Source organism: Ignavibacteria bacterium (assembly GCA_017303675.1).
Lineage (GTDB): Bacteria > Bacteroidota > Ignavibacteria > Tepidaquicellales > OLB5 > OLB5.
Map to the genome: position 1 here is coordinate 1,180,375 of JAFLBX010000001.1, position 23,167 is coordinate 1,203,541.

The window sequence follows — 23,167 nt, forward strand, 5'->3', positions numbered from 1 at the left end:
GTTTCTTAATTTTTGCTTGACTTTTAATTTAATCCATAAGTTTATGTAAAAACAATAGAATTATTTTTTAAAAACATATATTTAGGTTGTTGCTTTTAAGGCGGATTTATAAGCTGAAAGTGTTCTTTCTCTTGCAGCTTTGTGGTCTACTATAGGAGCCGGGTAGTTTAAGGAATTTAATTCCGGGATCCACTTATTAATATATTTTAGGTCAGGGTCAAATTTTTGCTGCTGGCTGAGCGGGTTGAATATCCTGAAATATGGAGCCGCATCACAGCCGGAACCGGCAGCCCATTGCCAGTTACCTACATTTGAAGACATTTCATAATCAAGCAGCTTTTCAGCAAAATATCTTTCACCCCATCTCCAGTCTATTAAAAGATCCTTACACAGGAAGCTGGCAGTTATCATTCTTACCCTGTTATGCATAAAACCTGTGGCATTCAGCTCCCGCATTCCAGCATCAACAATGGGAAATCCGGTTTGCCCAGAACACCAGGCATCGAACTCAGCTTCGTTATTTCTCCACTTGATCCTGTCATACTCCGGCTTAAATGATGATCCCGCTGAATGAGGATGGTGATAAAGTATCATCATAAAAAATTCACGCCAGATAAGCTCATTTAACCAGGTATCGTTGAGCTTCAAGGTCTTCTTTACAAGCTGCCTAATACTTACAGTCCCAAAACGTAAATGTACACTTAATCTCGAGGTACCATCAATGAACGGTAAATCGCGGGTCTTATCATAATTTTTTATTATATCCTGTCTGATATCATTAGAAGGAAATTTTAAACCCGCTGCTTTGAATCCTAATTCATTTAAACTAAGAACGTTTGCCGAGAATTTATAAAAATTATTTTCTTTACCCTTTATGTTTTTTTCTGTCAGGTCGTTTTCCTTTAGATTTGCCCGCCACGTTTTGCTGTATGGAGTGAATACAGAATATGGGCTGCCGTCCGGTTTAACAATTTCACTTTTTTCAAAAATTACCTGGTCTTTAAATGTACTGAATGCTGTATTGTTTTCATTAAGATATGTTTTGATCTCTGAATCTCTTTTTATTGCATAGGGTTCATAATCATGGTTCGTGAATACTTCAGAAACATCATAATCATTTAAAATTTTTTTCCAGATATCCTGCGTCCTGCCGGCAAGAGTCAATAAAGAGGTATTATACTGCTTAAGCTCTTTATCGATTTCCAACAGAGAGTTATGTATGAACTCAACTCTTGCATCAGACCTGTTTTCAAGCTTATCGAGAATTTCGCTGTCAAAAATAAACAGGGGCAATACCGGCAGTCCGGCCTGCAGCGCGTGATAAAGGCCTGTATTATCATTCAGCCTCAGATCACGTCTGAACCAGAATATGTTTATTTTATTTTTCAATCGTTCTCAAATATACAATAATTTCAGTCGAAGGCAGTTCAGTTTCTTCAAGCTCTCTTCGCATGATAACTAACTGCCGGAAAACTGTTTGTGAAATTGAACAGATGCTTTTTTGCTCTTTATAGAGTATATATTAAAGTTATGTTTTAGTTTAAATCAGACCATTTCATTTGATCGTAAGTTGTACGAATCATAATTTAGAAGCTTTATCATTTTTTCCCTGTAAACTTACGCTGTTTATTCTTTATGAAATTAATTCCTGCTTTAATATTGAAATAATGTTCTTTTACAATTAAACCCGGCCCGTTATATGAAGAATTTAAAGGAGGTGAATAGTTTAATTCTATGAATGTTTTAAAAGGAAACAACTGATTGAATTCAATTCCTCCGCCAAAGTTGAGAGAATAATTCTCTTTTTTGAATTGATCCAACGGGAAATCAAATCCATACAGGGTTGTTCTATCATCTTCAGGTTTTACAGAATAACTTAACAAAATGTCAAGTTTTGGTCCAATTAATAAATATGGAGTGATCTTATTTGCCGGAATTTTTATTTTAAATAATATACCTGTTGTATAGTAAAAGGTTCGTTCATATATATTCATATCCGGTAACGGGTTGCCGAATTCATCATATGGTTTGCTTACGTAAGTATAGCCTCTTTGTTCAATGCCGCTTTCCAGTACAAGGTTAAAATTCCTGCTATTGAGAAACTCAACAAACAGGCTGGAATTAAAGCCCAATAAATATTTTGTTTCCGGTTCAAAATCGAAATTCTTATATTCGTAATTCTGGTTAGAAAGCGTAGCCCCACCTTTTAAGCCAAATCCAGTAATGAACTGAGCATATGTATTAATTGCAAGTGTAAATATTAATATTGGTAGTACGAATTTTATGTTTTTCATAATTTGTTTGTATACATAATCGGTTTGTTAACATAATTAATTTACTTTTCAGGTAAATATTCCTTTACAGCTTTTAAAACTATTCTTCCCGGCAGCGGTTCATATATCTTTTCCGGGTCGGTTTTGATAAACTCAGAACGCGCTTCGATAATTTCAGCCTTATAAAGCTTTGAGTCTATCCACAGCAGGTCACCTTTAACAAGAGTAATGGTTTCAATGATACCGGTATTTTGTGTTACCGTCATATATGCAGTAACCACTCCGCCTTCATTACGGATTGAAGAGATATGCCAGCTGTGAACACCAAAGCTGTAAGAACCCTGGTCCTCCATGATTATTTCATCCTTCCTGATGCCTAAATGGCTCTCAGGCGGTGTTTTGGAAAGTATTACAGAGCCTTTGACGCCATTACTTCCGTTTTTCATTATTGAAAATACAAAATATGTACAGCCTGGTTCGCTTGAAATTGTAATTTCATCGCCGGTCCCGTATCCGCCGGTAACAGGTTTTGAGTTCATTTGTTCAAGTACAGAAATATCTGCCTTAACAGAGCCGTTATTCATCCATAAGGCATCAACAATAACAATTTTTCCGCAGAGATTCACTTCATTGCCTTCGGTAATGCTTACGGTATCTGATTGTGAAAGAATTCCGGAAGTAAAAAAAACAAGAAATGAAAAGAATAATATTAATTTCCTCATACTGATTTATATCGTATTAATTGCGGGATAATATTAAATATTGAATAAAAGATATATAAGTTACATCTTATATATTTACACTATAATATCTTTGATAAGTTCCGCAGGATGTTAAAAAAATACGGGCAAACATATAAGCTCTTTTAATAAAAGAGTAATACGTTAACCCGCAATTACCTCCGCTTGTGCTGCAAAAATTGTATAAAGCAAATTAATAAGAAAAAACAATAAAACAAATGGAATCTTTTATAAATAAAAAACCCGGAACATGGTTCCGGGTTAATAATACTTAAAGTTTTGTTATTTAATAAGCGACATTTTTCTCACATCACTGAAACCTTCAGTTACGAACTTATAAAAATAAATTCCGCTGGGAAGCGAAGACGCATTGAAGACTTTCTGGTAAGAACCGGCTTTAACTATTCCGTCTATTAATACAGCAACTTCCTGCCCGATGGAGTTATAAATTTTCAATGAAGCAAATCCTTCTTTTGGCATATCAAATGCAAGTACTGTCGAAGGATTGAACGGATTTGGATAGTTCTGGTAAAGCCTGAACAGTGCCGGAACCTGGTTATTCTGGTTGCCAACACTAACCAGATTCTGCATCAAAATAGCGCTGTTGTTCAGGTTTAGCCTGCCGCCTGATACTGTATTAACCATAGAAGGCTTAATATCTACACCCTGCATAATTTTTTGTTTAACCTGCAAAGCATATGGTCCGGGCGTTAGCTTATACTGCTGTATCCATGATAGCGGCGCAACCGCATACATAAATGCAATAGCTCCGGCTACATGCGGCGTAGCCATTGATGTGCCCGTTGATGTGCCGTAGTTGCTTGCAGTTGTAGTTGAAAGTATGCTTGTGCCGGGAGCACCGAGATCAATAGTTGTAAGCCCGTAAGCTGCGCCTGAGTTTTTTGCATCTGTGTTTGTGGTATTTGTAACTGCTACCATCCAGTCACTCGGGCAAGCTGTCGGGATATCACCCTGTACATCAACGTTGATATTCAGATTTGCTGTAGCGCAGGCACTTAAAATTCCGGCGCTGCCGAGTGAATCATAAAATGCGCACCATAACGGGAAATTTGCGGGCTGGCCATAGTCAACGCCAAAAGATGAGTTTGTTGAAACGATAAATGCCCCTTTTACTCCGTTTGTCTGGTTATACATCCTTCTTAATTTAAGCGCATAACCGTAAGCTCTCAATACAATTGATTCAGTTCCTGATGAACCCTGGATAGCTACTATTTTAATATTCCAGTTAACGCCTGTAACACCCAGATTATTATTCCCGCGTGCACCGATCGTACCTGATACATGAGTTCCGTGTGTTCCGCTGGCAGTTACATTACCGTTATTATTGTATGCATTCCAGCCATTCACATCATCAACGTAACCGTTTGTATCGTCATCAATTCCGTTGCCGGGAATTTCATACCAGTTCTTCCAGAAGTTCATATCAATGTGATTGAGGTAAAAACCTCCGTCAATTACCGCTGAAGCAATTGAATCACCTGTTGCTGTCAAGCCGCTGGTAGTTAAGCTCCATGCTTCAGGAGCGTCAATATCGGCATCAACTGTTCCTCCGGTTTGCCCGGTATTGTTAAGTCCCCACATTTCACCAAAACGGGTATCGTTCGGAGTTACAGATCTTTCTGTAACATAATGATTGAACTGTGCAACACTTACTGAAGGATGTTTTTTTACTTCATTCAGCATTGTTTCAGCATTAATCCTGCTGTTATCAAACTTGTAGAGCCAGATATTCATATATTCAACAACGGGCTCTTTAACTGTTAACCCTATAAAACCGAATGAGTTTGAAAGCTTGTTCACGCTTTCACCGGCTTTGAGCATTACTATTATTTCGCCGGGTACATAATTATTATCTTCAGAATGAACAGTAATTGTACCTAAGAAACAAAAAATAACTGCAATTAGTAAATATTTCATAAAATATTAGTTAAAATTTTTTGGATGATGCCAAATATAGCCAAGTGTAAAATGAATTACAATTGAATTTTAATAATTCAACAAGTAACTAAAAAACAATAAATTAAGTTACTTAATTAATATTTTTTTAGATTCTGTAAAATCTTTGGTAAGGATTTTGAAAAAGTATATCCCGCCCGGGCTTAAACCGGCATCCGGGATAAAAGCTGGATTAAAAGCAAAATAACATGAGGACAAATGTTAAAATTAAAAATAAGTGTTTTTAATTTTCTATTTTTTATTTAATACGATAAATAAAATGCAGGGCCAAACTTGAATTCAAAATTATTATAACTATTACTGTTTTCAGCGAAACCTATAAGCCTGTTGAAACATATATCAAAATTCACAGCAATTAATTTACTTATTTTCACTTCCAATCCAGTATTTATGCTAATACATAAATATTGTTTTTTATTTTTACTATTATATATTTCATAATTCCCAAAACCAAGTCCGATAAATGGATTAAACAACTCTTTTCTTAAAATAAATTTGTAATACCCAAAAAAGAGAACAGCCATTCCTTTAAGTTTTTTATTGTATGAAGTATCCGAGCCTTCCGGGCTGTAATTTTCAATACTTGTATTCCAATATCTTAAGCTTAAACCTGCGTGCCATGAATTATTAAAAACACCCCCTGCTGAAAAATCTATCAGCCAGCTTCCTGCGAAGTTCTTATCGTATTCAGTTGAGTATGTTTGATAGCCACCTTTCAAGCCCAGAAACAGAGCATCATCTTTAATCTTTTTTGTTTTAAATGAACCAATTGTTTTTTTAATTTCCCAACTATTGTTTAAAAGCGGTGTAATTTTATTATCTTGCGGTAAACTTTTAGTTGATATTAATAATACAGAGAAAAAAATTATGATAAAATATCTACACATAATACTATCAATAAAGTGTTTGAAAAAATATCCGGGGTTTAAAATTTATGAAGGAATTTAAACTCATTTGTTTAATTAGCTAACTCTGCAATAGAAATTTTTGTTCAGGTACAATATTCTAATAAATAATTATTTTTGTAGAGTCAGTTCTTGCGGTTTTTGGATGGAAGTAAATGAATTATTAAGGCGGATTGATCAAACAAATATACACATGAAATCTTGTTGATAAAATAACTAAATCTGGCGATATAGTTAACGACTATTGCACAACTCAATAATCTTTTCAGCAAGCTTTTTCCAGGAATGTTTTTGTTTATAGGCTTCAATGAATGGAATGAATTTGTTTTTCAGTCCGTCATTAAAGTATCGTTTTATTTCTTCTGATATTTTGGCTGTTTCAGGATTGGTGATAATTATTCCTGTTTTATTTTCTTCAACCATTTCTGCAAGACCGCCTGTATTTGTAACAATAACAGGAAGGTCAAAATGATATGATATTCCAACAATTCCGCTTTGAGTGGCAGAACGGTAAGGGAGTACGCAAACATCAGCCGCAGAAAAAAATACAGGTATCTCAGTTTCTGGTATATATCTTATCTGCAGATTTATTCTGCTGCGCAGACCAAGTTTATCTATCAGTTCATCATATTTTTTGAAGTTTCCGTAAACTTCACCTGCAATTAAAAGTAAGTGATCATCGGTCAGATCTTTCATTGATTCAATTAGTAAATCCAAGCCCTTATAATCCCTGATAAACCCGAAAAATAAAATTACTTTTTTATCCGGGGCGATATTCAGCTTGTTTCTTGCTGCAACAGTATCCAGTTTGCTTCCGTAATGGTCGTAAAGGGGGTGAGAGTGAATTATATATTTCGCTTCCGGTTTTAATTCCAGCAAATCCTTTTCAGAGGTTTTATTTAAAAGAATAAAACTATCACACCTCTTAAAAAAATATTTTGTCAGGGCTTCATCTCCAAACCGTTTTTCGTGGGCAATAACATTATGCATCAGCCCAAGTACCTTAATACCATTTTTCTTAAGCAGAGCCGCAATTTTTCCAAATGCCGGCGCAAAAAATGGCATCCAGTAACTGATAATTACAGATTCGGGTTTAAATTTTATTATTTCTTTAGCCGTTTTATACCATGTGAAAGGATTTACACTATCCAGCACCCTTGTAACCGGAATATTCCTGTTCAGGTCACTATTGGAAACAAACTGGGTTTTCCCCGGAAATAATATACCGGGGTATTGGCGGGTGAAGGTGAAGGCTTTTACATCATTATTTTCTGATAATGCGATGTAAAGAGAGTCGCCAAATTGCGCAATCCCCCCTCTGAAAGGATAAAATGGTGATAAAAATGCGATTTTCATTAATGTAAATTCTTAAATTATTAACACTTTTACAATTGAATTAAAAAAGTATGTTTAAATAACACCCGGGATGACATATGTCACAAAAAAGTATGACTTATATTATTTTTTATAATAGTATTAATCGCTATTTTTACCATGTAATATTAGAAAATTATAGACCAAACCGAAATTTATGAGTGAAACACAGGAACAAATAGTTTGGGAAGGCTCTCAATCTCAGGTACTTAACTTTGGAATTTTTATTTCCATGGGTATTGTTTCATTAATAATATTGGTGCTAAGCTTATTGTTTTTCCCTTTGGCTGCTGTTCTTGTTATCATTCCGCTTATATACATTTTTATAAAATGGTTGATCGTAAAAAATCACAGGTATAAAGTTACAACTGAACGGATCTTCTACACAACCGGAATATTTTCCAAAAAAACCGAAGCGCTTGAGCTATACAGGGTCAGGGATGTTGATATGTATGAACCGTTCTGGCAAAGGCTTTTTAAGCTTGGGAATATAGCTTTAACAACCTCTGATAAAACATCTATGAATTTCCTGCTGAAAGCGGTTCCAAACCCGGCAGAATTAATGAACAATATCAGGAAAAATGTTGAACAAAGACGTGATGTTAAACGCGTTAGGGGAGTTGAGTTCTTAGATGATGATGATACTGTTGAAAATTTAACATAACAAATGGATAAATTATTAAAATACGGTCTGTTTATCTGGCTAACGATAGTTATTTGCTTTGCAATTATTGCCCCCATTCCCGCAGTTGGCAATATGGGTGAGCGCGCCAGGATTTTATACTTTCACGTACCAACTGCCTGGGTAAGCACTGTTGCGTTTGTAATGGCCCTGGTTTACGGCGCGCAGTATATCCGCAAGCGCGATATATTATACGATTATAAAGCAGCTTCATCAGCAGCTCTTGGATTGATCTTCGCTGTGCTTGCTACAGTTACCGGCGCTATCTGGGCAAAATTCGAATGGGGCGCTTTCTGGAACTGGGACCCGCGGCAAACATCTATATTTGTATTGATACTGGTGTATGGCGCTTATTTCGCACTAAGAAGCGCAGTTGAATCTGAAGAACAAAGAGCCAAGCTCTCATCTGTTTATTCTATTTTAGCGGGTATTACAGTACCGTTCTTTATTTTTATATTCCCAAGAATTGTGGATTCACTGCATCCGGATCCGATTGTAAATTCAAGCGGGAAAGTTAAAATGAACACAAATATGCTTATTGTATTTATAAGCTCACTTGCAGGATTTACCGGACTGTATATATGGATGCTTAACCTTAGGGTAAGATTAGCTAAACTGAATTTAAAGGAGAACCGTTAATGGATTTTTTTGCACAAAACCAGAATTTTATAGTACTTGGTGTTACATTGATCCTGTGGCTGGGAATTTTCCTTTATATGCTTTCAATTGATAAGAAAATAAAAAATATCGAAAAGGAGTAATAATTATGAACAAACGCTATGTAATAGGCGCAATAATAATAGTGGTATTTCTGGTAGTTGGATTTTTTGCTTTTGTTGATACAAAAGTGGAATATGCTGATTTTAAACATGCCTCAGAAACCCACAAAAAAACACAGGTAAAAGGCACCTGGGTTAAAGATAAAGATGCAGGTTTTGATGCTGCCACCAACAAGTTTACTTTCTATATGAAAGATGAAAGTAATACAGAAATGAAAGTTGTGCTGGATGGTGCCGAGCCGAATAATTTTAAAATGGCAGAAAGTGTTGTTGCCAAAGGAAAGATAAAAGACGGCTATTTTCACGCTACAGAAGTGCTGACCAAATGCCCCTCAAAATATGAAGGTGACGGCCAGGATGTAAAGAAATCAAGTATGTAGTATTAAATAAGTGTAATAAAAAAGCCCGGCTTAACCGGGCTTTTTTTATAGGTATAATTTATTTCTTGCTGCGTTTTTTCTTCTTGCATGCGTTTACAAATTCCCTGAAAAGCGGATGCGCTTTTGTTGCCCTTGATTTCAGCTCAGGGTGGAACTGGCAGGCTATGAACCATGGATGGCCGGGTATTTCAATTATTTCTACAAGGTCTCTATCCGGGTTTATCCCTGAAAATATCATTCCTGCAGCTTCGAACTGGTCCCTGAAACGGTTATTGAATTCATACCTGTGACGGTGGCGTTCCTGTATATTTACCGCTTTGTACGTTTCGTAAGTCCTGGTTCCGCGTTTTACAGTGCAGGCATATGAGCCAAGCCTCATTGTTCCGCCTTTTTCTGTGATACCTTTTTGCTCTTCCATCAGGTCAATTACATTATTCTTCGTTTCCTTAATTTCTGCACTATTGGCGTCCTTAAGTTTAAGCACATTCCGTGCGAATTCCACAACAGCAAGCTGCATCCCGAAACATATTCCAAAGAACGGAATTTTATTTTCACGCACATATTTTATCGCGCGGATCTTGCCTTCGGTACCGCGCTCGCCGAATCCGTACGGTACAAGCAGCCCGTCAATTCCGGCCAAGTATTTTCCTGTATTTTTATCTTTTTCAAGGTCCTGCGCTGAGATCCATTTAATATTCACCTTTACATCATTTTCTGCGCCTGCATGCACAAATGATTCCAGTATACTCTTATATGCATCCGGAACCATATTGTATTTTCCGCAGATTCCGACCGTGACAGTATTTTTCGGATTATTAATACGGCTTACAAGCTTTTTCCATTTGGATATATTTGTTTTGCCGTTTTTTATATGAAGCTTTTCTACAACTATATTATCAAGCCCTTCGCGCAAAAGCTCCAGCGGCACCTGGTAAATTGTGGGAACATCTTTTGCTGATACAACACAATCAGGCTGAACGTTGCAAAAGAGCGCGATCTTATCCTTTATTTCCCTTGAAATGCTGTTATGGCTGCGAATTACAAGTATATCCGGCTGTATGCCAATTTCAAGCAGCGTTTTAACGCTGTGCTGTGTAGGCTTGGTTTTAATTTCACCGGCAGCTTCTATGAACGGTACATAAGTTAAATGTATTGAAAGCGAATTTTCACGGCCGACCTTAAGCATAAGCTGCCTCATTGCCTCAAGGAAGGGCAGCGATTCAATATCACCTACCGTGCCGCCAATTTCAGTGATAACTACATCATATTTTTTGGAATCACCAAGCTTCATCATACGGCGCTTGATCTCATCGGTTATATGCGGCACTACCTGTACTGTCGCCCCCAGGTAATCTCCGCGCCTTTCACGTGAGATAACCTCGTAATATACCTGCCCTGTTGTGGTATTGTTCGCCTTGGACATATCCATATCCATAAAGCGCTCATAGTGACCGAGATCAAGGTCAGATTCTGCTCCGTCTTCAGTCACAAATACTTCGCCGTGCTGGTACGGACTCATAGTGCCCGGATCAACATTAATATACGGGTCAAACTTCTGTATTGTGACCCTTAAACCACGTGATTTAAGCAGCAAGCCAAGCGATGAGGCTGCAATGCCCTTGCCCAAAGAAGAAACAACTCCGCCGGTTAAAAATATGTATTTTACGTTTTTCAAGTTATGTTAGTTTAAAAATTATTCAGAATTTATTTGTTATTATAGGCTTATACTAATATTGCTTTAATCTTTTCAGCAATCGTATTTAAATCATTTCTTTCCGGAAGCTTTACTCTGTATCCTTCAGGAAAAATGAAACCAAATCCATCATTGTTGAAGCGCGGTATGAGATGTATATGTGTATGAAATACTTCCTGACCTGCTGCTTCGCCGTCAGCTAAAAAATAATTTATACCTTCAAGTCTTATTCCGGATTTTCTTAAAGCTATATTTATTCGGTTTGCAAGCCTCATCATTTTTGATGATGTTTCATCATCAAGATCAGAAATAAGCTCAACGTGTTTTTTAGGTATTATGAGTAAATGACCTGTGTTCACAGGCTGAATATCCATGAATGCAAGTATCGTTTCATCTTCATAAATCTTGCTTGAAGTGTATTCACCCGAGACTATTTTGCAAAAAACACAATCTGCCATTTACATACCATTGAACATTTTTCTGATTTTCTTTAAGTCTGCTGCTGTATCAACTGAATGTGAATCTATCTTTGTTTTAATTACTTTAATCTTTTCACCTGATTCCAATATTCGGAGTTGTTCAAGCTTTTCAGTAAGTTCAAGATTAGATGGCTTCATCTTTATGAAATTCATCAGGTAATCTTTTCTGTAAACATAAAGGCCAATATGCTTGAAATATTCTGTTTTGGAGTTATCCCTGTTAAACGGAACTGCACTCCTTGAAAAGTATAATGCATTACTGTTTGAATCAAATACAACTTTTACAACATTAGGGTTATTGATAACTTTTATATCAGATATTTTTATGCATAAAGTTGAAACATTAACACTTTTTTCATTTAATAACGGCTCAATGGCCTTATCTATATTACCGGGTGATATCATAGGTTCATCGCCCTGTATATTTACAACGATATCACATTTAATATTCCTCACCGCTTCGCCAATTCTATCCGTGCCGCTTTTATGTGATCTGGAAGTCATTGTAACATTGCCGCCAAAATTAATAACGGCATCAAAAATTCGCTTATCATCGGTTGCTACCAGAACATCACTCAGAAGTTTAGTCTTAAGGCATCTTTCGTAAACATGCTGTATCATAGGCTTGCCGCTAATCATAGCAAGGGCTTTTGCATGCAAACGGGTTGAGCTGTATCGCGCAGGGATAACACCAATAACAACTAATCCCTTTTTGCCTTTTGCCTTCTGCCTTTTCATTTACTTATCCAGAACTTTTGGTACTTTAAAGAAATTCTCAGTCTTCTCAGGAGCATTCTTTAAAGCTTCTTCTTTGGTCAGGCAAACTTCCGAAACATCTTCCCTGAAAACATTTTCTGTATCGTTAATATTTTCAAGCGGTTTTACGTCATCAAGGCCGGGTATCTGGTTTATAGTATCAATATATCCCAATACCTCGTTCATTTCACCCTGAAGCTTTATTTTTTCCTCTTCGGTGAATTTCAGCTTCGCAAGCTTCGCGATCTTCTCTACATCTTTTATTGTTACTGACATATTTTTTGTTTTTTAGTAGTACAGACATTCCTGTCTGTATTTTAAATCATCAATATCAATTGGGGACTGAAGTCCCAATAAATGGGGTTACCTAACCCCCGCTCTAAAGAGCGGGGTTAATCAAAACTCATTTATGAGTTATAAATCGATAAAAAAAACTGTTTTGTAATTCTCTAATTCTTGTAACTATTATTGCGGTGGTTTCAAATTCTTAATTACTGTTTCACGTATCTCACCCAGCAGCTCTTTATCTTTCCTGTACTGGATTGGTTTACCAATTACCATATTCACGATCCCTGGCTTTACCTTAACTGAGCCTATCGGCATTATTTCAAATGTACCCTGAAGTGAAACGGGAATTATATCAGCTTTAGCCTTATCAGCCAGAAAGAACATTCCCCGCTTAAATTCTCCCACCTGCCCATTCTGAGTCCTTGTGCCTTCAGGGTATATCACAACAGATAAACCTTTTCTGACTCTTTCAGCGGCTTTATCAAGTGACTTCATCGCTTCGCGGACTTTATCGCGGTTCAGCGCTACAAATCCCGCGCAATACATTGCCCAGCCTAAAATTGGAACGCGGTTAATTTCCTTCTTATATATCATCCGCACATTATCAGGAAGCTTTGCAAGCTGTACAAAAATATCCATATAGCTTGCATGGTTTGATATATATATCTTGCCTTTTGCCGGGTCTATATTTTCAGCACCGGTAACATTTACTTTTATTCCGTAAATAAAAAGAACAACATTTGTCCACACCTTCATTAAGGGATTTGAAAGCTTGTTACGGTAATCAAAAGGATAGATTAAAATAGATAGTATGGCTACAATAAGAGAATAAAAGATCACAATTAAATTTTTGATCAGCCACATAAATGCTAAAATACAAAATTATTTCCTCTGAAAATATAACTGCCTATAAATATATAATTAAGACAGCAATTATATATTTTGCAATTATACCTATTAATAATTTAGGGATAAATTTATAAACTTTTTCATATACTTTTTTTTGGTATATTCGTATCTAACCTAATAGCCACTAATAGTAACTCGCGGCTAATAAATCAGCAAAAATTGAAACAAAAACAAAAAGTATATCTTCGTTTAGCTAACGGTAAAACCTTTACGGGATATAGTTTCGGAAAATACGGCAATTCCGATGGAGAAGTGGTATTTACCACGGGAATGACCGGTTACCCCGAATCGCTGACAGATCCTTCATATTCAGGGCAAATACTTGTTTTTACATATCCTTTAATAGGGAATTATGGAATACCCCGGTTTCAACGAGATGATACAGCAAAAACAGTTCAGGATGGTTTTGAATCGGGTAAGATACAGGTCAGGGGAATCGTAATTTCAAACTACAGCTTTGAATACAGCCATTTTGATGCTGCCGGCTCACTCCACACATGGCTCCAGGAAAATAATATTCCCGGCATTTATGGAGTGGATACACGCGAGCTTACAAAAACACTAAGAACGACCGGCGTAATGCTGGGAAAGATCACTACCGAACCCGGTGAAGTCACACTTGATATAATTGATCCGAATGATACTGACCTTGCCGGATTGGTAGGAGTAAAAGAACCTGTTGTATACACACCAAAGAAAAAGAATCCGAAGAAAATACTGCTTATTGATTGCGGAGTAAAAAATAACATTATACGCAATTTTGTGAACCGCGGAGCAGAAGTTATCCGCGTTCCGCTTGGTTACGACCCCATGACCTCAGAATATGAGTTTGACGGTATATTTGTTTCCAACGGTCCGGGTGACCCCAAAATGTGCACTGCAACCATAGATAATTTAAAAAGATCATTCAGCCTTAATAAGCCGATATTCGGAATTTGCCTAGGCAGCCAGATATTGGGACTCTCGGCAGGCGCGGATACATACAAGCTTAAGTTCGGCCACCGTTCACAAAACCAGCCATGTATTGAAGTTGGGGGACATTGTTACATCACATCCCAAAATCACGGTTATGCCGTTGATACAAAAACACTGCCGGGTGACTGGCAGGAGTGGTTCATAAATAACAACGACGGCACTAATGAAGGCGTTAAGCATAATTCAAAACCGTTCTTTGCCGTGCAGTTCCACCCTGAATCATCACCGGGTCCGAATGATACAGGCTGGCTGTTTGATAAATTTATAGATATGCTGTAGGACCCCACCTAAATCCTCCCCGAAGGGGAGGACTTTGAAGTGGAAGAAAATGAAATTTAATAGATCCCGCATCCGAGGGAATAAAAGCAGAATTTGACAGAGATAAATAAAATACTATTACTTGGTTCAGGCGCGCTTAAAATTGGCGAAGCAGGTGAATTTGATTATTCAGGTTCACAAGCTATCAAAGCCCTTAAAGAAGAAGGCAAAAAAGTTATTCTTGTAAATCCGAACATTGCTACTGTGCAGACTGATATTGATCTGGCGGATAAAGTTTACCTTCTTCCCGTAAATCCTTACTTTGTTGAACAGATTATCAAGAAGGAAAAACCCGAAGGCATTTTACTGGGCTTTGGCGGGCAAACAGCGCTGAATTGCGGACTTGAGCTTAACAGGCTTGGAATACTGAAAAAATATAATGTGCGCGTTCTTGGTACTCAGGTTGATTCAATTAACAAGACTGAAGACAGAGAGCTTTTTGTAAAAGAGCTTAATAAAATTAAAGTACGCACACCAATCAGCAAAGCTGTACGCAGTGTAAAAGAAGGTATTAAAGCAGCAAAAGAAGTTGGTTACCCTGTAATACTGAGAGCAGGATTCACATTAGGCGGCTTAGGTTCAGGCTTCGCAAACAACGAAAAGGAAATTACCAAAGCGCTGCAGGAAGCTTTTTCATACTCTCCGCAGGTATTGATAGAAGAAGACCTGCGCGGCTGGAAAGAAATTGAATATGAAGTAGTGCGTGATTCTTCCGATAACTGTATTACAGTTTGTAATATGGAAAACTTTGACCCACTTGGAGTACATACGGGGGAAAGTATTGTAATTGCGCCTTCACAGACCCTTTCAAACTCAGAGTATCACCAGCTTCGTGATATTTCTATCAAAACAATCAGGCATTTTAGAATAATGGGTGAGTGCAACATCCAGTTTGCGCTAAACCCAAAGTCAGTAAGTGAAACCGGAGAGTTTGATTACCGCGTAATAGAAGTTAACGCAAGGCTTTCGCGTTCATCTGCGCTTGCATCAAAGGTGACAGGCTACCCGCTGGCATATATTGCAGCCAAGCTATCGCTTGGGTATAAGCTTACAGAGCTGGAAAACTCCATCACCAAAAAAACATATTCCTGTTTCGAGCCGGCTCTTGATTACGTTGCGCTCAAGATACCAAGATGGGACCTTGCCAAATTCCCAAGAGTTGAAGAAGAGATAGGCAGCAAAATGAAATCCGTTGGCGAGGTAATGGCAATTGGCCGCAGCTTCCCCGAAGTACTGCAAAAGGCCATCAGGATGCTGCAGGTTGGTAAATTCGGGCTGGTACTGAATAAATCAAAAACCCAAACTATTAAAGAAGATATTATTACTCCCACACCACGAAGGCTGTTTGCAATTTCAAGGGCATTAAGGGATGGTTATTCAGTTGAAGAAGTTCACAATATGTCCAAGATAGATAAATGGTTCCTTTACCAGATCAGAAATATTGATAACTTCAGGAAGTTCGCAACTACCAAAGAAAACATTACCGCAGATTTTCTGCTTGAAGCTAAAAAGCTCGGCTATTCAGATAAACAAATTGGACTGCTTGTAGGCACTGATGAAGATGAAATAAGAAAGATCAGGAAATCTCTCGGTGTTTATCCTGTATTCAAGCAAATAGATACACTCGCTGCTGAATATCCTGCTGAAACAAATTACCTGTATTCAACTTATCACGGTGATACCAACGATATTGAAGAGACCAAAGAGACCGATAAGAAAAAGATAATGATACTCGGCTCGGGTCCGTATAAAATAGGCTCATCAGTTGAGTTTGACTGGTGCTGTGTTACCACAGCTAAGATCCTTCGTAAGCTTGGATACAAAGTAGTGATGGTAAATTATAACCCGGAAACCGTAAGCACAGATTATGATATCTGCGATAAGTTATATTTTGAAGAATTAAGCCTTGAACGTGTGCTTGATATATACGAGTTTGAAAAACCGCTTGGAATAATAATTTCAATGGGCGGCCAGATCCCGAATAATCTTGCGCTTAAGCTTCATGAAAATAATGCTTGGATCCTCGGCACTTCACCGCACTCAATTGATAAATGCGAGGACAGGAATAAATTCTCATCTATATTAGACAGGCTGGAAATTGACCAGCCGGTCTGGCAGGAGCTTACAGATCTTAAGCAGGCTAAGAAGTTCTCAAACCGGATAGGATACCCGGTTCTCATAAGGCCTTCTTATGTGCTCTCAGGCACAGCAATGAAGGTCTGCAACGATGACCGCTCACTTGAAGAGTACATCAAAGAACATGCGCAGATATCGAAAGATTTTCCAGTGGTTATATCAAAGTTTGAAGAAGGCGCCAAGGAAATTGAAATTGACGGAGTTTGTCAGAACGGCGAGCTGATTATTTACGCAATAAGTGAACATGTTGAAAATGCCGGAGTTCATTCCGGTGATGCAACACTTGCGATCCCGCCCCAGAAGCTATATTTCGAAACAGTGCACCAGGTCAAAAGGATCACCAAGGCAATTGTTAAGGAACTGAAGATCACCGGGCCATTTAACATTCAGTACCTTGCAAAAGAAAATAAGGTTAAGGTAATAGAATGTAATCTTAGAGCCAGCCGCTCATTCCCGTTTATTTCAAAGGCTACAAATTATAATTTCATCGATTTTGCGGTTAAATCAATCTTGGGGCATGATATCAAAGGCGACTATAAAACACTTGACCTTGACCACATTGTAGTAAAAGCACCGCAATTTTCCTTCAGCCGCTTAAGCGGCGCTGATCCGATCCTGGGGGTTGAAATGTCCTCTACCGGTGAAGTTGCCTGCTTTGGTGAATCAATGGAAGAAGCTTTCCTGAAATCACTGCTTTCAACAGGCTTCAGGCTGCCTAAGCAGAATATTTTATTAACGCTGGGTGATCTTGAAGATAAGATAGAGTTCCTGGACAGCGCAAGAAAACTCAATGAAATGGGATTTACTATTTATGCAACTACAAATACCCATAATCTGCTTAAAGAGCATAAGGTAAAATCAAAGCTTGTATACAAAATTAACGAGAAGAAGAATCCCAACATCCTTTCAATGCTCGAAAAAAAGAAATTTGACCTTGTGATAAACACCCAGTCAATGAAACATGAGCATAAATCAATGCGTGATGGCTATATAATGCGGCGCAAAGCGATTGATTATAATATTCCGCTCATAAATAATCTGAAAATTGCAGAATTATTTGTAAATTCCATTTACAAATATAAGCCGGAACAGCTTGAAATTAAGAGTATGGATGAGTATTAACCTTTAATTCTCTTTCCTTATTTATAGTATTTGTTTATATTTGAATGTATCATACATTTCGCCCTCTCCGCTATTACATCAACAATGTAAATTTTAAATTATTACCGTTTGAACATGAAAATTATTTTATTGCTTACCGCATTAATTTCTTTTATTTATGAATTAAATGCACAGGTTACATTCACAAAAATAACAACAGGCGCCATTGTTAACGACGCTTCTTACACCGAAGGTGTGTACTGGTTTGACTACAATAATGACGGCTTGCCTGATATGTTTGCTGCAAATATCACTAACCAGAACAATATCCTTTTCAGAAATGACGGCAGCGGTAATTTTACCAAAATTACAGCAGGTGCCCTGGTGAACGATGGCGGATTTTCATACGGCGCTTCAATAGGTGATTTCAATAATGACGGTTACCCGGATATTTTTGTTGTGAACGGCGGCTCATCAGCCAGCCAGAATAATTTCTTCTATACCAATAACGGAGACGGCACATTTACTAAGATCACAACCGGTATTTTTGTTAATGAAATCGGCAATTCATGGGGCAGCAGCTCTGTTGATTACGATAACGACGGCAAGCTTGATATTTATACCGCTAATTTCAACCGGAATAATTTCCTTTATAAAGGAAACGGTGATGGTACTTTTACAAAGATCACAGCCGGTGCAATTGTTAATGATGGCGGGGGCTCGGTAACATGCGCATGGGGAGATTATGATAATGACGGTTTCCAGGATGTTTTTGTTGCCAATTCGAATTTTTCTGCCGGTGAAAATAACTTCCTTTATAAAAATAACGGGGATGGAAGCTTTACTAAAATTACAGCAGGCAATATTGTTACTGATGGCGGAAATTCAACCGGTGCAAGCTGGGGTGATTACGATAATGACGGTGATATTGACCTTTTTGTAACAAATTATTTCAGCGAAAATAATTTTCTTTACAGAAACGATGGCTCCGGGACCTTCACAAAGATCACAACTGGAGATATAGTGAATGATGGCGGTGCATCAGTCGGCTCCGCCTGGGGTGACTATGATAATGACGGTGATCTTGATCTTTTTGTATCCAATGATAATAACCAGAATGAATTTTTGTATAACAATAACGGCAACGGAACGTTCACAAAAGTAATAACAGGTGATATTGTTAACAGCGCGGGCAGGTCAAACGGCTCTGCCTGGGGTGATTATGATCTTGACGGCGACCTTGATCTTTATGTAGCCAACGGAAACCAGCCTGTTCAGCAAAATAATTTTTTATTCAGAAATGACGGGACTGCGAATAACTGGATAAATATTTACTGTAAAGGAGTAATTTCCAACCGCTCCGCGATCGGTACAAAGGTTACAGCATCAGCGCTTATAAACGGTGTGCGTGTAAAACAGACCCGTGAAATATCCGGGCAAACAGGCTACAATGCCCAAAACAGCCTTAATGTTGAGCTGGGTCTGGGTAATGCTTCAGTAATTGATACTATCATAATAAAATGGCCTTCAGGCATTACAGATGTTTATATGAATGTTGCGGTAAATATGTTTATTACTGCCATCGAAAACCAGGGTATAATTGGTATAAATAATGAAAGCGGTACAATTCCGTCAACATTTTATCTACATCAGAATTATCCTAATCCTTTTAATCCTGAAACCAATATCAGGTTTGGTATTTCAAAAAATTCAAATGTAAAAATTATTTTATATGATATTCTTGGTAAATTTGCAGGTATTTTATTAAATGAATATAAAAATGCAGGAAATTACAGTTTAAATTTTAATGGTTCGAAGCTATCAACCGGAATATACTTTTATACTTTATATGCTGATGGTTTTAGTGAAACCAAAAAATTGGTTTTGCTTAAATAAGCAGAAGTGATTTAAGGATTTTATTTGAATTTATAAATGTGAAACAGGCTTAATCAGGCAGGAAATTTTAAAAATTATACACTATTATTTTTTAAGCTTCTCAATTACCCATTTTCTGAAATTAAAAGAGTTTAAAAATCTCTTTTCAGTTTCTTTATCTGCAAGTATTTCCAACTTTTCATTTAAATTTTTGAAGATCACATTAACATCCTCCTTAACGGCAGAATTTAACATTCTTAAATTAGATATCAATATTTTTCCGGATTCATTCTTAAAGCCCTTTTTTTTGTAATATCTACTTGTTTTCTTAATCAATGATTCTGCAAGTTCAAAGTTTTCAAGCTCGTAATGCAGAATTACCGAAACTATGAGCATAGTAAGAAATAATTCCTCAAATTGCTGAGCACTTTTATGATTAATGAATTTTTGCTGCCATACAAGTGCATTATTATATTCTTTGAACTCAAAAAATGAAATGATGCAGTAATAATATAAATTTAAAAGATACCTGGGACGAAGGTAATTTGTATGAAGCTCAATTTCTCTTTCGAAATTAAGGATGGCATTGTGAAATCCATCCCTGTTAAGAACAGTATATTGATATCCAATAAGCATTTGAAAATAATAATACCAATTTAATGCTTTTATAGCCGGGCTCATTCTGCTGTTTAAAACCATGTCGAGGGATTTTTTCATTTTAACAAGGTAACTTTCTATTTTAAAATTCTTAGAAATGCCGGTTTCTGTACCTAAGGCATAATTAATAAAATCATATAATCTGCTTATATATTTTTCCGGGTAGTTTTTTATTACTTCCGGGTATTGCTCCATTAGCTGTACTGCCTTTTCTCTGTAATAAAGACTTTTCTCATCATTCAGAAGAAACCTGTATGCTTTTATTTTTATCCTGAACAGTTCAAGCTTGCTTAAGTAATCAGCAGCTTTTGATTCATTCTCTACTTCCGGGATTTCCAGAATTTTAAGTATCTTTTCCTGAAAGTCCGGATCATTGCTGTATGACCATTTAGAAGTAATTATGTTAAGCTTATTGTTCAGTGTTTTATATAATGAAACATTTCTGAGATTTTCCAATGCTTCATGTTTCTCTTTATTTAATCTCTCAAGTAATTCCATTGAGTTTTTTGAATACTCATGTGCAGTAATATATTCTTCTGTTTCAAGTAACTTGTATAAAAGTTCATAATGAAAATTTACCTTTGAAGTTTCTTTGGTTTTGTTTAACAGTTTCCTTGCAGCGTTGTTTAGATTTTTTTCACTAAGTAAGCGGATCTTTGATAAATTTTGGTTAATAATTGTTTCACTATCTTTATCTGCATGATATTCATATAAAGCTTGCAGTATTAAATCGAACAAATAGTTTTTTCCTACATGAATCTGGTTTATAAATTTATCGTTTCCAAAGCATTTTTTTACATAATTCTCGTCATACCCGTTTTTGGATTTATTTATTATTTCAAAAAGTTTTACGTATTTATTTCCTGAACCAAGTACGTGACGTTTTGAAAACTTTTTAAAATATATTTTTTCCCCTTTTGTAAGAGATTTAATCAATTTATATAATGTATCCGCAGGTTTCATAATTTTAACTTCGAAACATAATTGTTGATATTTCTGTAACGAATATACTACTACAGAAAAAAATAATAAATGGTAAAATATTAAAATTATCTACAAATATTACAATAATTGTAATAATATATCTCTACATTTAATGATTTTTTAATTTTTTTTTACAGTACAGGTTTAATAATTTTGCTGTAAAAAAGGAGAGATTTATGAAAAAATTGATTATTCTTTTTTTAGTATTATTCTTATCAATTAACTTGAATTTATTTTCCCAGGTTTCTCAACAATGGGCAACAAGATACAATGGAAGTTCTAATGGCAGCGATTATGCCAATGATATTAAAATTGATCTTGCCGGGAACATTATAGTAACTGGTACAAGTCAAGGAAGTAATGATCTGAATTACATGACTATAAAATATAATTCCGCCGGTGTGCAGCAATGGATAAGGACTTACGATGGCTTACAGGGAGAAGATGTAGCCGAAGCAGTTGCAGTAGATTTTTCAGGGAATGTTTTCGTTACCGGAAGATCAAGTGTTTCCGGGTCCGGTTTCAATTTTTATACTCAAAAAATGAACTCATCAGGAACTGTGCTATGGGGGACTTATTATAACGGACCCGGAAACGGTGATGATAAAGCACATGCCATAGTTGTAGATGCACTTGGTAATGTGTATGTTGGCGGAGTAAGTACTGGCAGCGGAACAGGTCCGGATTTTTGCCTGGTTAAATATAATGCCGCCGGTGTTCAGCAATGGGCTTACAGGTATAACGCACCTGCAAACAGTTGGGATGAATTGGTAGATTTTAAAATTGATGCAGCCGGCAACAATCTGTATTTGACGGGTTTTGGAAACTATGGCGCGCCTGATTATTCTGATTATGTGACAATAAAAGTTAATTCTGCCGGTACTCAGCAGTGGATAAAAAGATATAATGGAGGCGGCTCAGACCAGGCAACTTCTATTACGGTTGATGCATCCGGTAATTCATACGTAACAGGTTGGTTTTCTGATGCCAATTCTTGGGAATCATATTCAACTGTAAAATATAATTCTGCAGGTACACAGATCTGGTTTGCTCATTACGATGGACCAGGTCAAAGAATAGATATTCCTGCTGATATTGAAACAGATGCTTCGGGGAATGTGTTCGTTACAGGAAGAAGCCAGGGCGCTAATTTGCTTTATGATTTTGCAACAGTAAAGTATAATTCATCAGGGGCTCAGCAGTGGGCAAACAGGTGGATAGGTATAGGTTCAAACCAGTATTCTTATGCATCTGCACTGGAGCTTGATGCCGCTGGTAATGTGTATGTTGGCGGTTACAGCGGCGCTTCTGCTATTCTGCTAGATTATGCCGTGGTTAGGTACAGCAATGCAGGCGCTCAGCAATGGTGGATAAAATATAACGGTCCCGCAGGAGGCAACGATATTATTTCATCTATTGTATTAGATGGCTCCGCTAATGTTTATGTTACGGGCAGCAGCGCCGGAAGCGGCACAGGAAATGACATGGCTACTATTAAATATTCTCAAACAGTAGGTATTCAGCCGGTTTCAAATGAATTACCGGAGAAATTTGAATTATCTCAAAATTATCCAAATCCGTTTAATCCTGCAACAACTATTAACTTTCAGTTACCTGAAAGCGGGTTTGTAAAATTAACTGTTTTTGATGCTTTGGGAAATTTAGTTGATATAATAGCAAATGAATATTTTAATGCTGGTTATTACACAGCTGAGTTTAAAGCAGAAAAACTTTCTTCTGGAGTATATTTTTATAAAATTGAAACAGAAAATTTTCAGAATGTTAAAAAGATGATGCTTATTAAATGATAATAATCTTTATTTAGGCATGTTCTCCAGCCCCGTATTTTACGGGGCTTTTTTATTATGTTTTTATATTTAGCTAAT

At 36.8% G+C, this 23,167-nt stretch carries 20 protein-coding genes; 8 read left to right on the forward strand and 12 right to left on the reverse strand.

Annotation, left to right across the window (positions count from 1 at the left end):
• Positions 1-81: 81 nt before the first annotated feature.
• From J0M37_05395 to J0M37_05420, 6 genes are all read right to left on the reverse strand, one after another.
• Complete coding sequence (locus tag J0M37_05395; GenBank protein MBN8584511.1) at positions 82-1,389, reverse strand: deoxyribodipyrimidine photo-lyase; 1,308 nt, start codon at positions 1,387-1,389, stop codon at positions 82-84.
• Positions 1,390-1,598: 209 nt separating this feature from the next.
• On the reverse strand, positions 1,599-2,294 hold the full coding sequence (locus J0M37_05400) for a PorT family protein (GenBank protein ID MBN8584512.1): 696 nt from the start codon (positions 2,292-2,294) through the stop codon (positions 1,599-1,601).
• Between the two features lie 41 nt (positions 2,295-2,335).
• Positions 2,336-2,995, reverse strand: coding sequence for a hypothetical protein (locus J0M37_05405; protein MBN8584513.1), 660 nt, complete (start codon positions 2,993-2,995; stop codon positions 2,336-2,338).
• Between the two features lie 300 nt (positions 2,996-3,295).
• Complete coding sequence (locus J0M37_05410; protein ID MBN8584514.1) at positions 3,296-4,951, reverse strand: S8 family peptidase; 1,656 nt, start codon at positions 4,949-4,951, stop codon at positions 3,296-3,298.
• A gap of 281 nt (positions 4,952-5,232) precedes the next feature.
• Positions 5,233-5,709, reverse strand: coding sequence for a hypothetical protein (locus J0M37_05415; protein MBN8584515.1), 477 nt, complete (start codon positions 5,707-5,709; stop codon positions 5,233-5,235).
• 420 nt (positions 5,710-6,129) lie between these two features.
• Positions 6,130-7,251 (reverse strand): glycosyltransferase, encoded by a 1,122-nt coding sequence (locus J0M37_05420; GenBank protein ID MBN8584516.1) that lies wholly within the window; start codon positions 7,249-7,251, stop codon positions 6,130-6,132.
• A gap of 175 nt (positions 7,252-7,426) precedes the next feature.
• Between J0M37_05420 and J0M37_05425 the strand changes: the two genes are divergently transcribed.
• Genes J0M37_05425 through J0M37_05440 form a run of 4 tightly spaced genes read left to right on the forward strand, consistent with a single transcriptional unit; the run spans position 7,427 to position 9,110 of the window.
• Complete coding sequence (locus tag J0M37_05425) at positions 7,427-7,933, forward strand: PH domain-containing protein (GenBank protein ID MBN8584517.1); 507 nt, start codon at positions 7,427-7,429, stop codon at positions 7,931-7,933.
• 3 nt (positions 7,934-7,936) lie between these two features.
• Positions 7,937-8,590 (forward strand): cytochrome c biogenesis protein CcsA, encoded by a 654-nt coding sequence (gene ccsA, locus J0M37_05430; protein ID MBN8584518.1) that lies wholly within the window; start codon positions 7,937-7,939, stop codon positions 8,588-8,590.
• Positions 8,590-8,712: a CcmD family protein gene (locus tag J0M37_05435; GenBank protein ID MBN8584519.1), complete on the forward strand. Its 123-nt coding sequence runs from the start codon at positions 8,590-8,592 to the stop codon at positions 8,710-8,712. Before ccsA ends, J0M37_05435 begins: the two co-directional genes overlap by 1 nt.
• A gap of 5 nt (positions 8,713-8,717) precedes the next feature.
• Positions 8,718-9,110: a cytochrome c maturation protein CcmE gene (locus tag J0M37_05440; protein MBN8584520.1), complete on the forward strand. Its 393-nt coding sequence runs from the start codon at positions 8,718-8,720 to the stop codon at positions 9,108-9,110.
• Positions 9,111-9,168: 58 nt separating this feature from the next.
• On the opposite strand, the gene J0M37_05445 is transcribed toward J0M37_05440, so the two are convergent.
• From J0M37_05445 to J0M37_05465, 5 genes are all read right to left on the reverse strand, one after another.
• Positions 9,169-10,785 (reverse strand): CTP synthase, encoded by a 1,617-nt coding sequence (locus tag J0M37_05445; protein MBN8584521.1) that lies wholly within the window; start codon positions 10,783-10,785, stop codon positions 9,169-9,171.
• Between the two features lie 47 nt (positions 10,786-10,832).
• Entirely contained in the window at positions 10,833-11,261 is a 429-nt protein-coding gene (locus J0M37_05450; protein ID MBN8584522.1) for an HIT family protein, read from the reverse strand.
• Positions 11,262-12,020, reverse strand: coding sequence for a 3-deoxy-manno-octulosonate cytidylyltransferase (gene kdsB, locus J0M37_05455; protein MBN8584523.1), 759 nt, complete (start codon positions 12,018-12,020; stop codon positions 11,262-11,264).
• Positions 12,021-12,314, reverse strand: a complete 294-nt coding sequence (gatC, locus tag J0M37_05460) for an Asp-tRNA(Asn)/Glu-tRNA(Gln) amidotransferase subunit GatC (GenBank protein MBN8584524.1) — start codon at positions 12,312-12,314, stop codon at positions 12,021-12,023.
• 189 nt (positions 12,315-12,503) lie between these two features.
• Positions 12,504-13,190, reverse strand: coding sequence for a 1-acyl-sn-glycerol-3-phosphate acyltransferase (locus J0M37_05465; protein ID MBN8584525.1), 687 nt, complete (start codon positions 13,188-13,190; stop codon positions 12,504-12,506).
• A gap of 204 nt (positions 13,191-13,394) precedes the next feature.
• Here J0M37_05465 and carA point away from each other — a divergent pair, with 204 nt between their 5' ends.
• The 3 genes from carA (at position 13,395) to J0M37_05480 (ending at position 19,661) form a co-directional block, all read left to right on the forward strand.
• Positions 13,395-14,489, forward strand: coding sequence for a glutamine-hydrolyzing carbamoyl-phosphate synthase small subunit (gene carA, locus J0M37_05470; protein ID MBN8584526.1), 1,095 nt, complete (start codon positions 13,395-13,397; stop codon positions 14,487-14,489).
• Positions 14,490-14,582: 93 nt separating this feature from the next.
• Entirely contained in the window at positions 14,583-17,786 is a 3,204-nt protein-coding gene (gene carB / locus J0M37_05475; GenBank protein MBN8584527.1) for a carbamoyl-phosphate synthase (glutamine-hydrolyzing) large subunit, read from the forward strand.
• 114 nt (positions 17,787-17,900) lie between these two features.
• Positions 17,901-19,661: a VCBS repeat-containing protein gene (locus J0M37_05480; GenBank protein ID MBN8584528.1), complete on the forward strand. Its 1,761-nt coding sequence runs from the start codon at positions 17,901-17,903 to the stop codon at positions 19,659-19,661.
• Positions 19,662-19,745: 84 nt separating this feature from the next.
• Here J0M37_05480 and J0M37_05485 read toward each other — a convergent pair whose 3' ends face one another.
• Positions 19,746-21,233, reverse strand: coding sequence for a hypothetical protein (locus tag J0M37_05485; GenBank protein ID MBN8584529.1), 1,488 nt, complete (start codon positions 21,231-21,233; stop codon positions 19,746-19,748).
• A 224-nt stretch (positions 21,234-21,457) separates the two neighbouring features.
• Between J0M37_05485 and J0M37_05490 the strand changes: the two genes are divergently transcribed.
• Complete coding sequence (locus J0M37_05490) at positions 21,458-23,089, forward strand: SBBP repeat-containing protein (protein MBN8584530.1); 1,632 nt, start codon at positions 21,458-21,460, stop codon at positions 23,087-23,089.
• The last annotated feature ends 78 nt before the right edge of the window (positions 23,090-23,167 follow it).

Coding starts and splice junctions, on each gene's coding strand:
- J0M37_05400 (MBN8584512.1), bottom strand. CDS start 2,294: ATGAAAAACATAAAATTCGTACTACCAATATTAATATTTACACTTGCA.
- J0M37_05405 (MBN8584513.1), bottom strand. CDS start 2,995: ATGAGGAAATTAATATTATTCTTTTCATTTCTTGTTTTTTTTACTTCC.
- J0M37_05410 (MBN8584514.1), bottom strand. CDS start 4,951: ATGAAATATTTACTAATTGCAGTTATTTTTTGTTTCTTAGGTACAATT.
- J0M37_05420 (MBN8584516.1), bottom strand. CDS start 7,251: ATGAAAATCGCATTTTTATCACCATTTTATCCTTTCAGAGGGGGGATT.
- J0M37_05425 (MBN8584517.1), top strand. CDS start 7,427: ATGAGTGAAACACAGGAACAAATAGTTTGGGAAGGCTCTCAATCTCAG.
- ccsA (MBN8584518.1), top strand. CDS start 7,937: ATGGATAAATTATTAAAATACGGTCTGTTTATCTGGCTAACGATAGTT.
- J0M37_05435 (MBN8584519.1), top strand. CDS start 8,590: ATGGATTTTTTTGCACAAAACCAGAATTTTATAGTACTTGGTGTTACA.
- J0M37_05440 (MBN8584520.1), top strand. CDS start 8,718: ATGAACAAACGCTATGTAATAGGCGCAATAATAATAGTGGTATTTCTG.
- J0M37_05450 (MBN8584522.1), bottom strand. CDS start 11,261: ATGGCAGATTGTGTTTTTTGCAAAATAGTCTCGGGTGAATACACTTCA.
- kdsB (MBN8584523.1), bottom strand. CDS start 12,020: ATGAAAAGGCAGAAGGCAAAAGGCAAAAAGGGATTAGTTGTTATTGGT.
- gatC (MBN8584524.1), bottom strand. CDS start 12,314: ATGTCAGTAACAATAAAAGATGTAGAGAAGATCGCGAAGCTTGCGAAG.
- J0M37_05465 (MBN8584525.1), bottom strand. CDS start 13,190: ATGTGGCTGATCAAAAATTTAATTGTGATCTTTTATTCTCTTATTGTA.
- J0M37_05480 (MBN8584528.1), top strand. CDS start 17,901: ATGAAAATTATTTTATTGCTTACCGCATTAATTTCTTTTATTTATGAA.
- J0M37_05490 (MBN8584530.1), top strand. CDS start 21,458: ATGAAAAAATTGATTATTCTTTTTTTAGTATTATTCTTATCAATTAAC.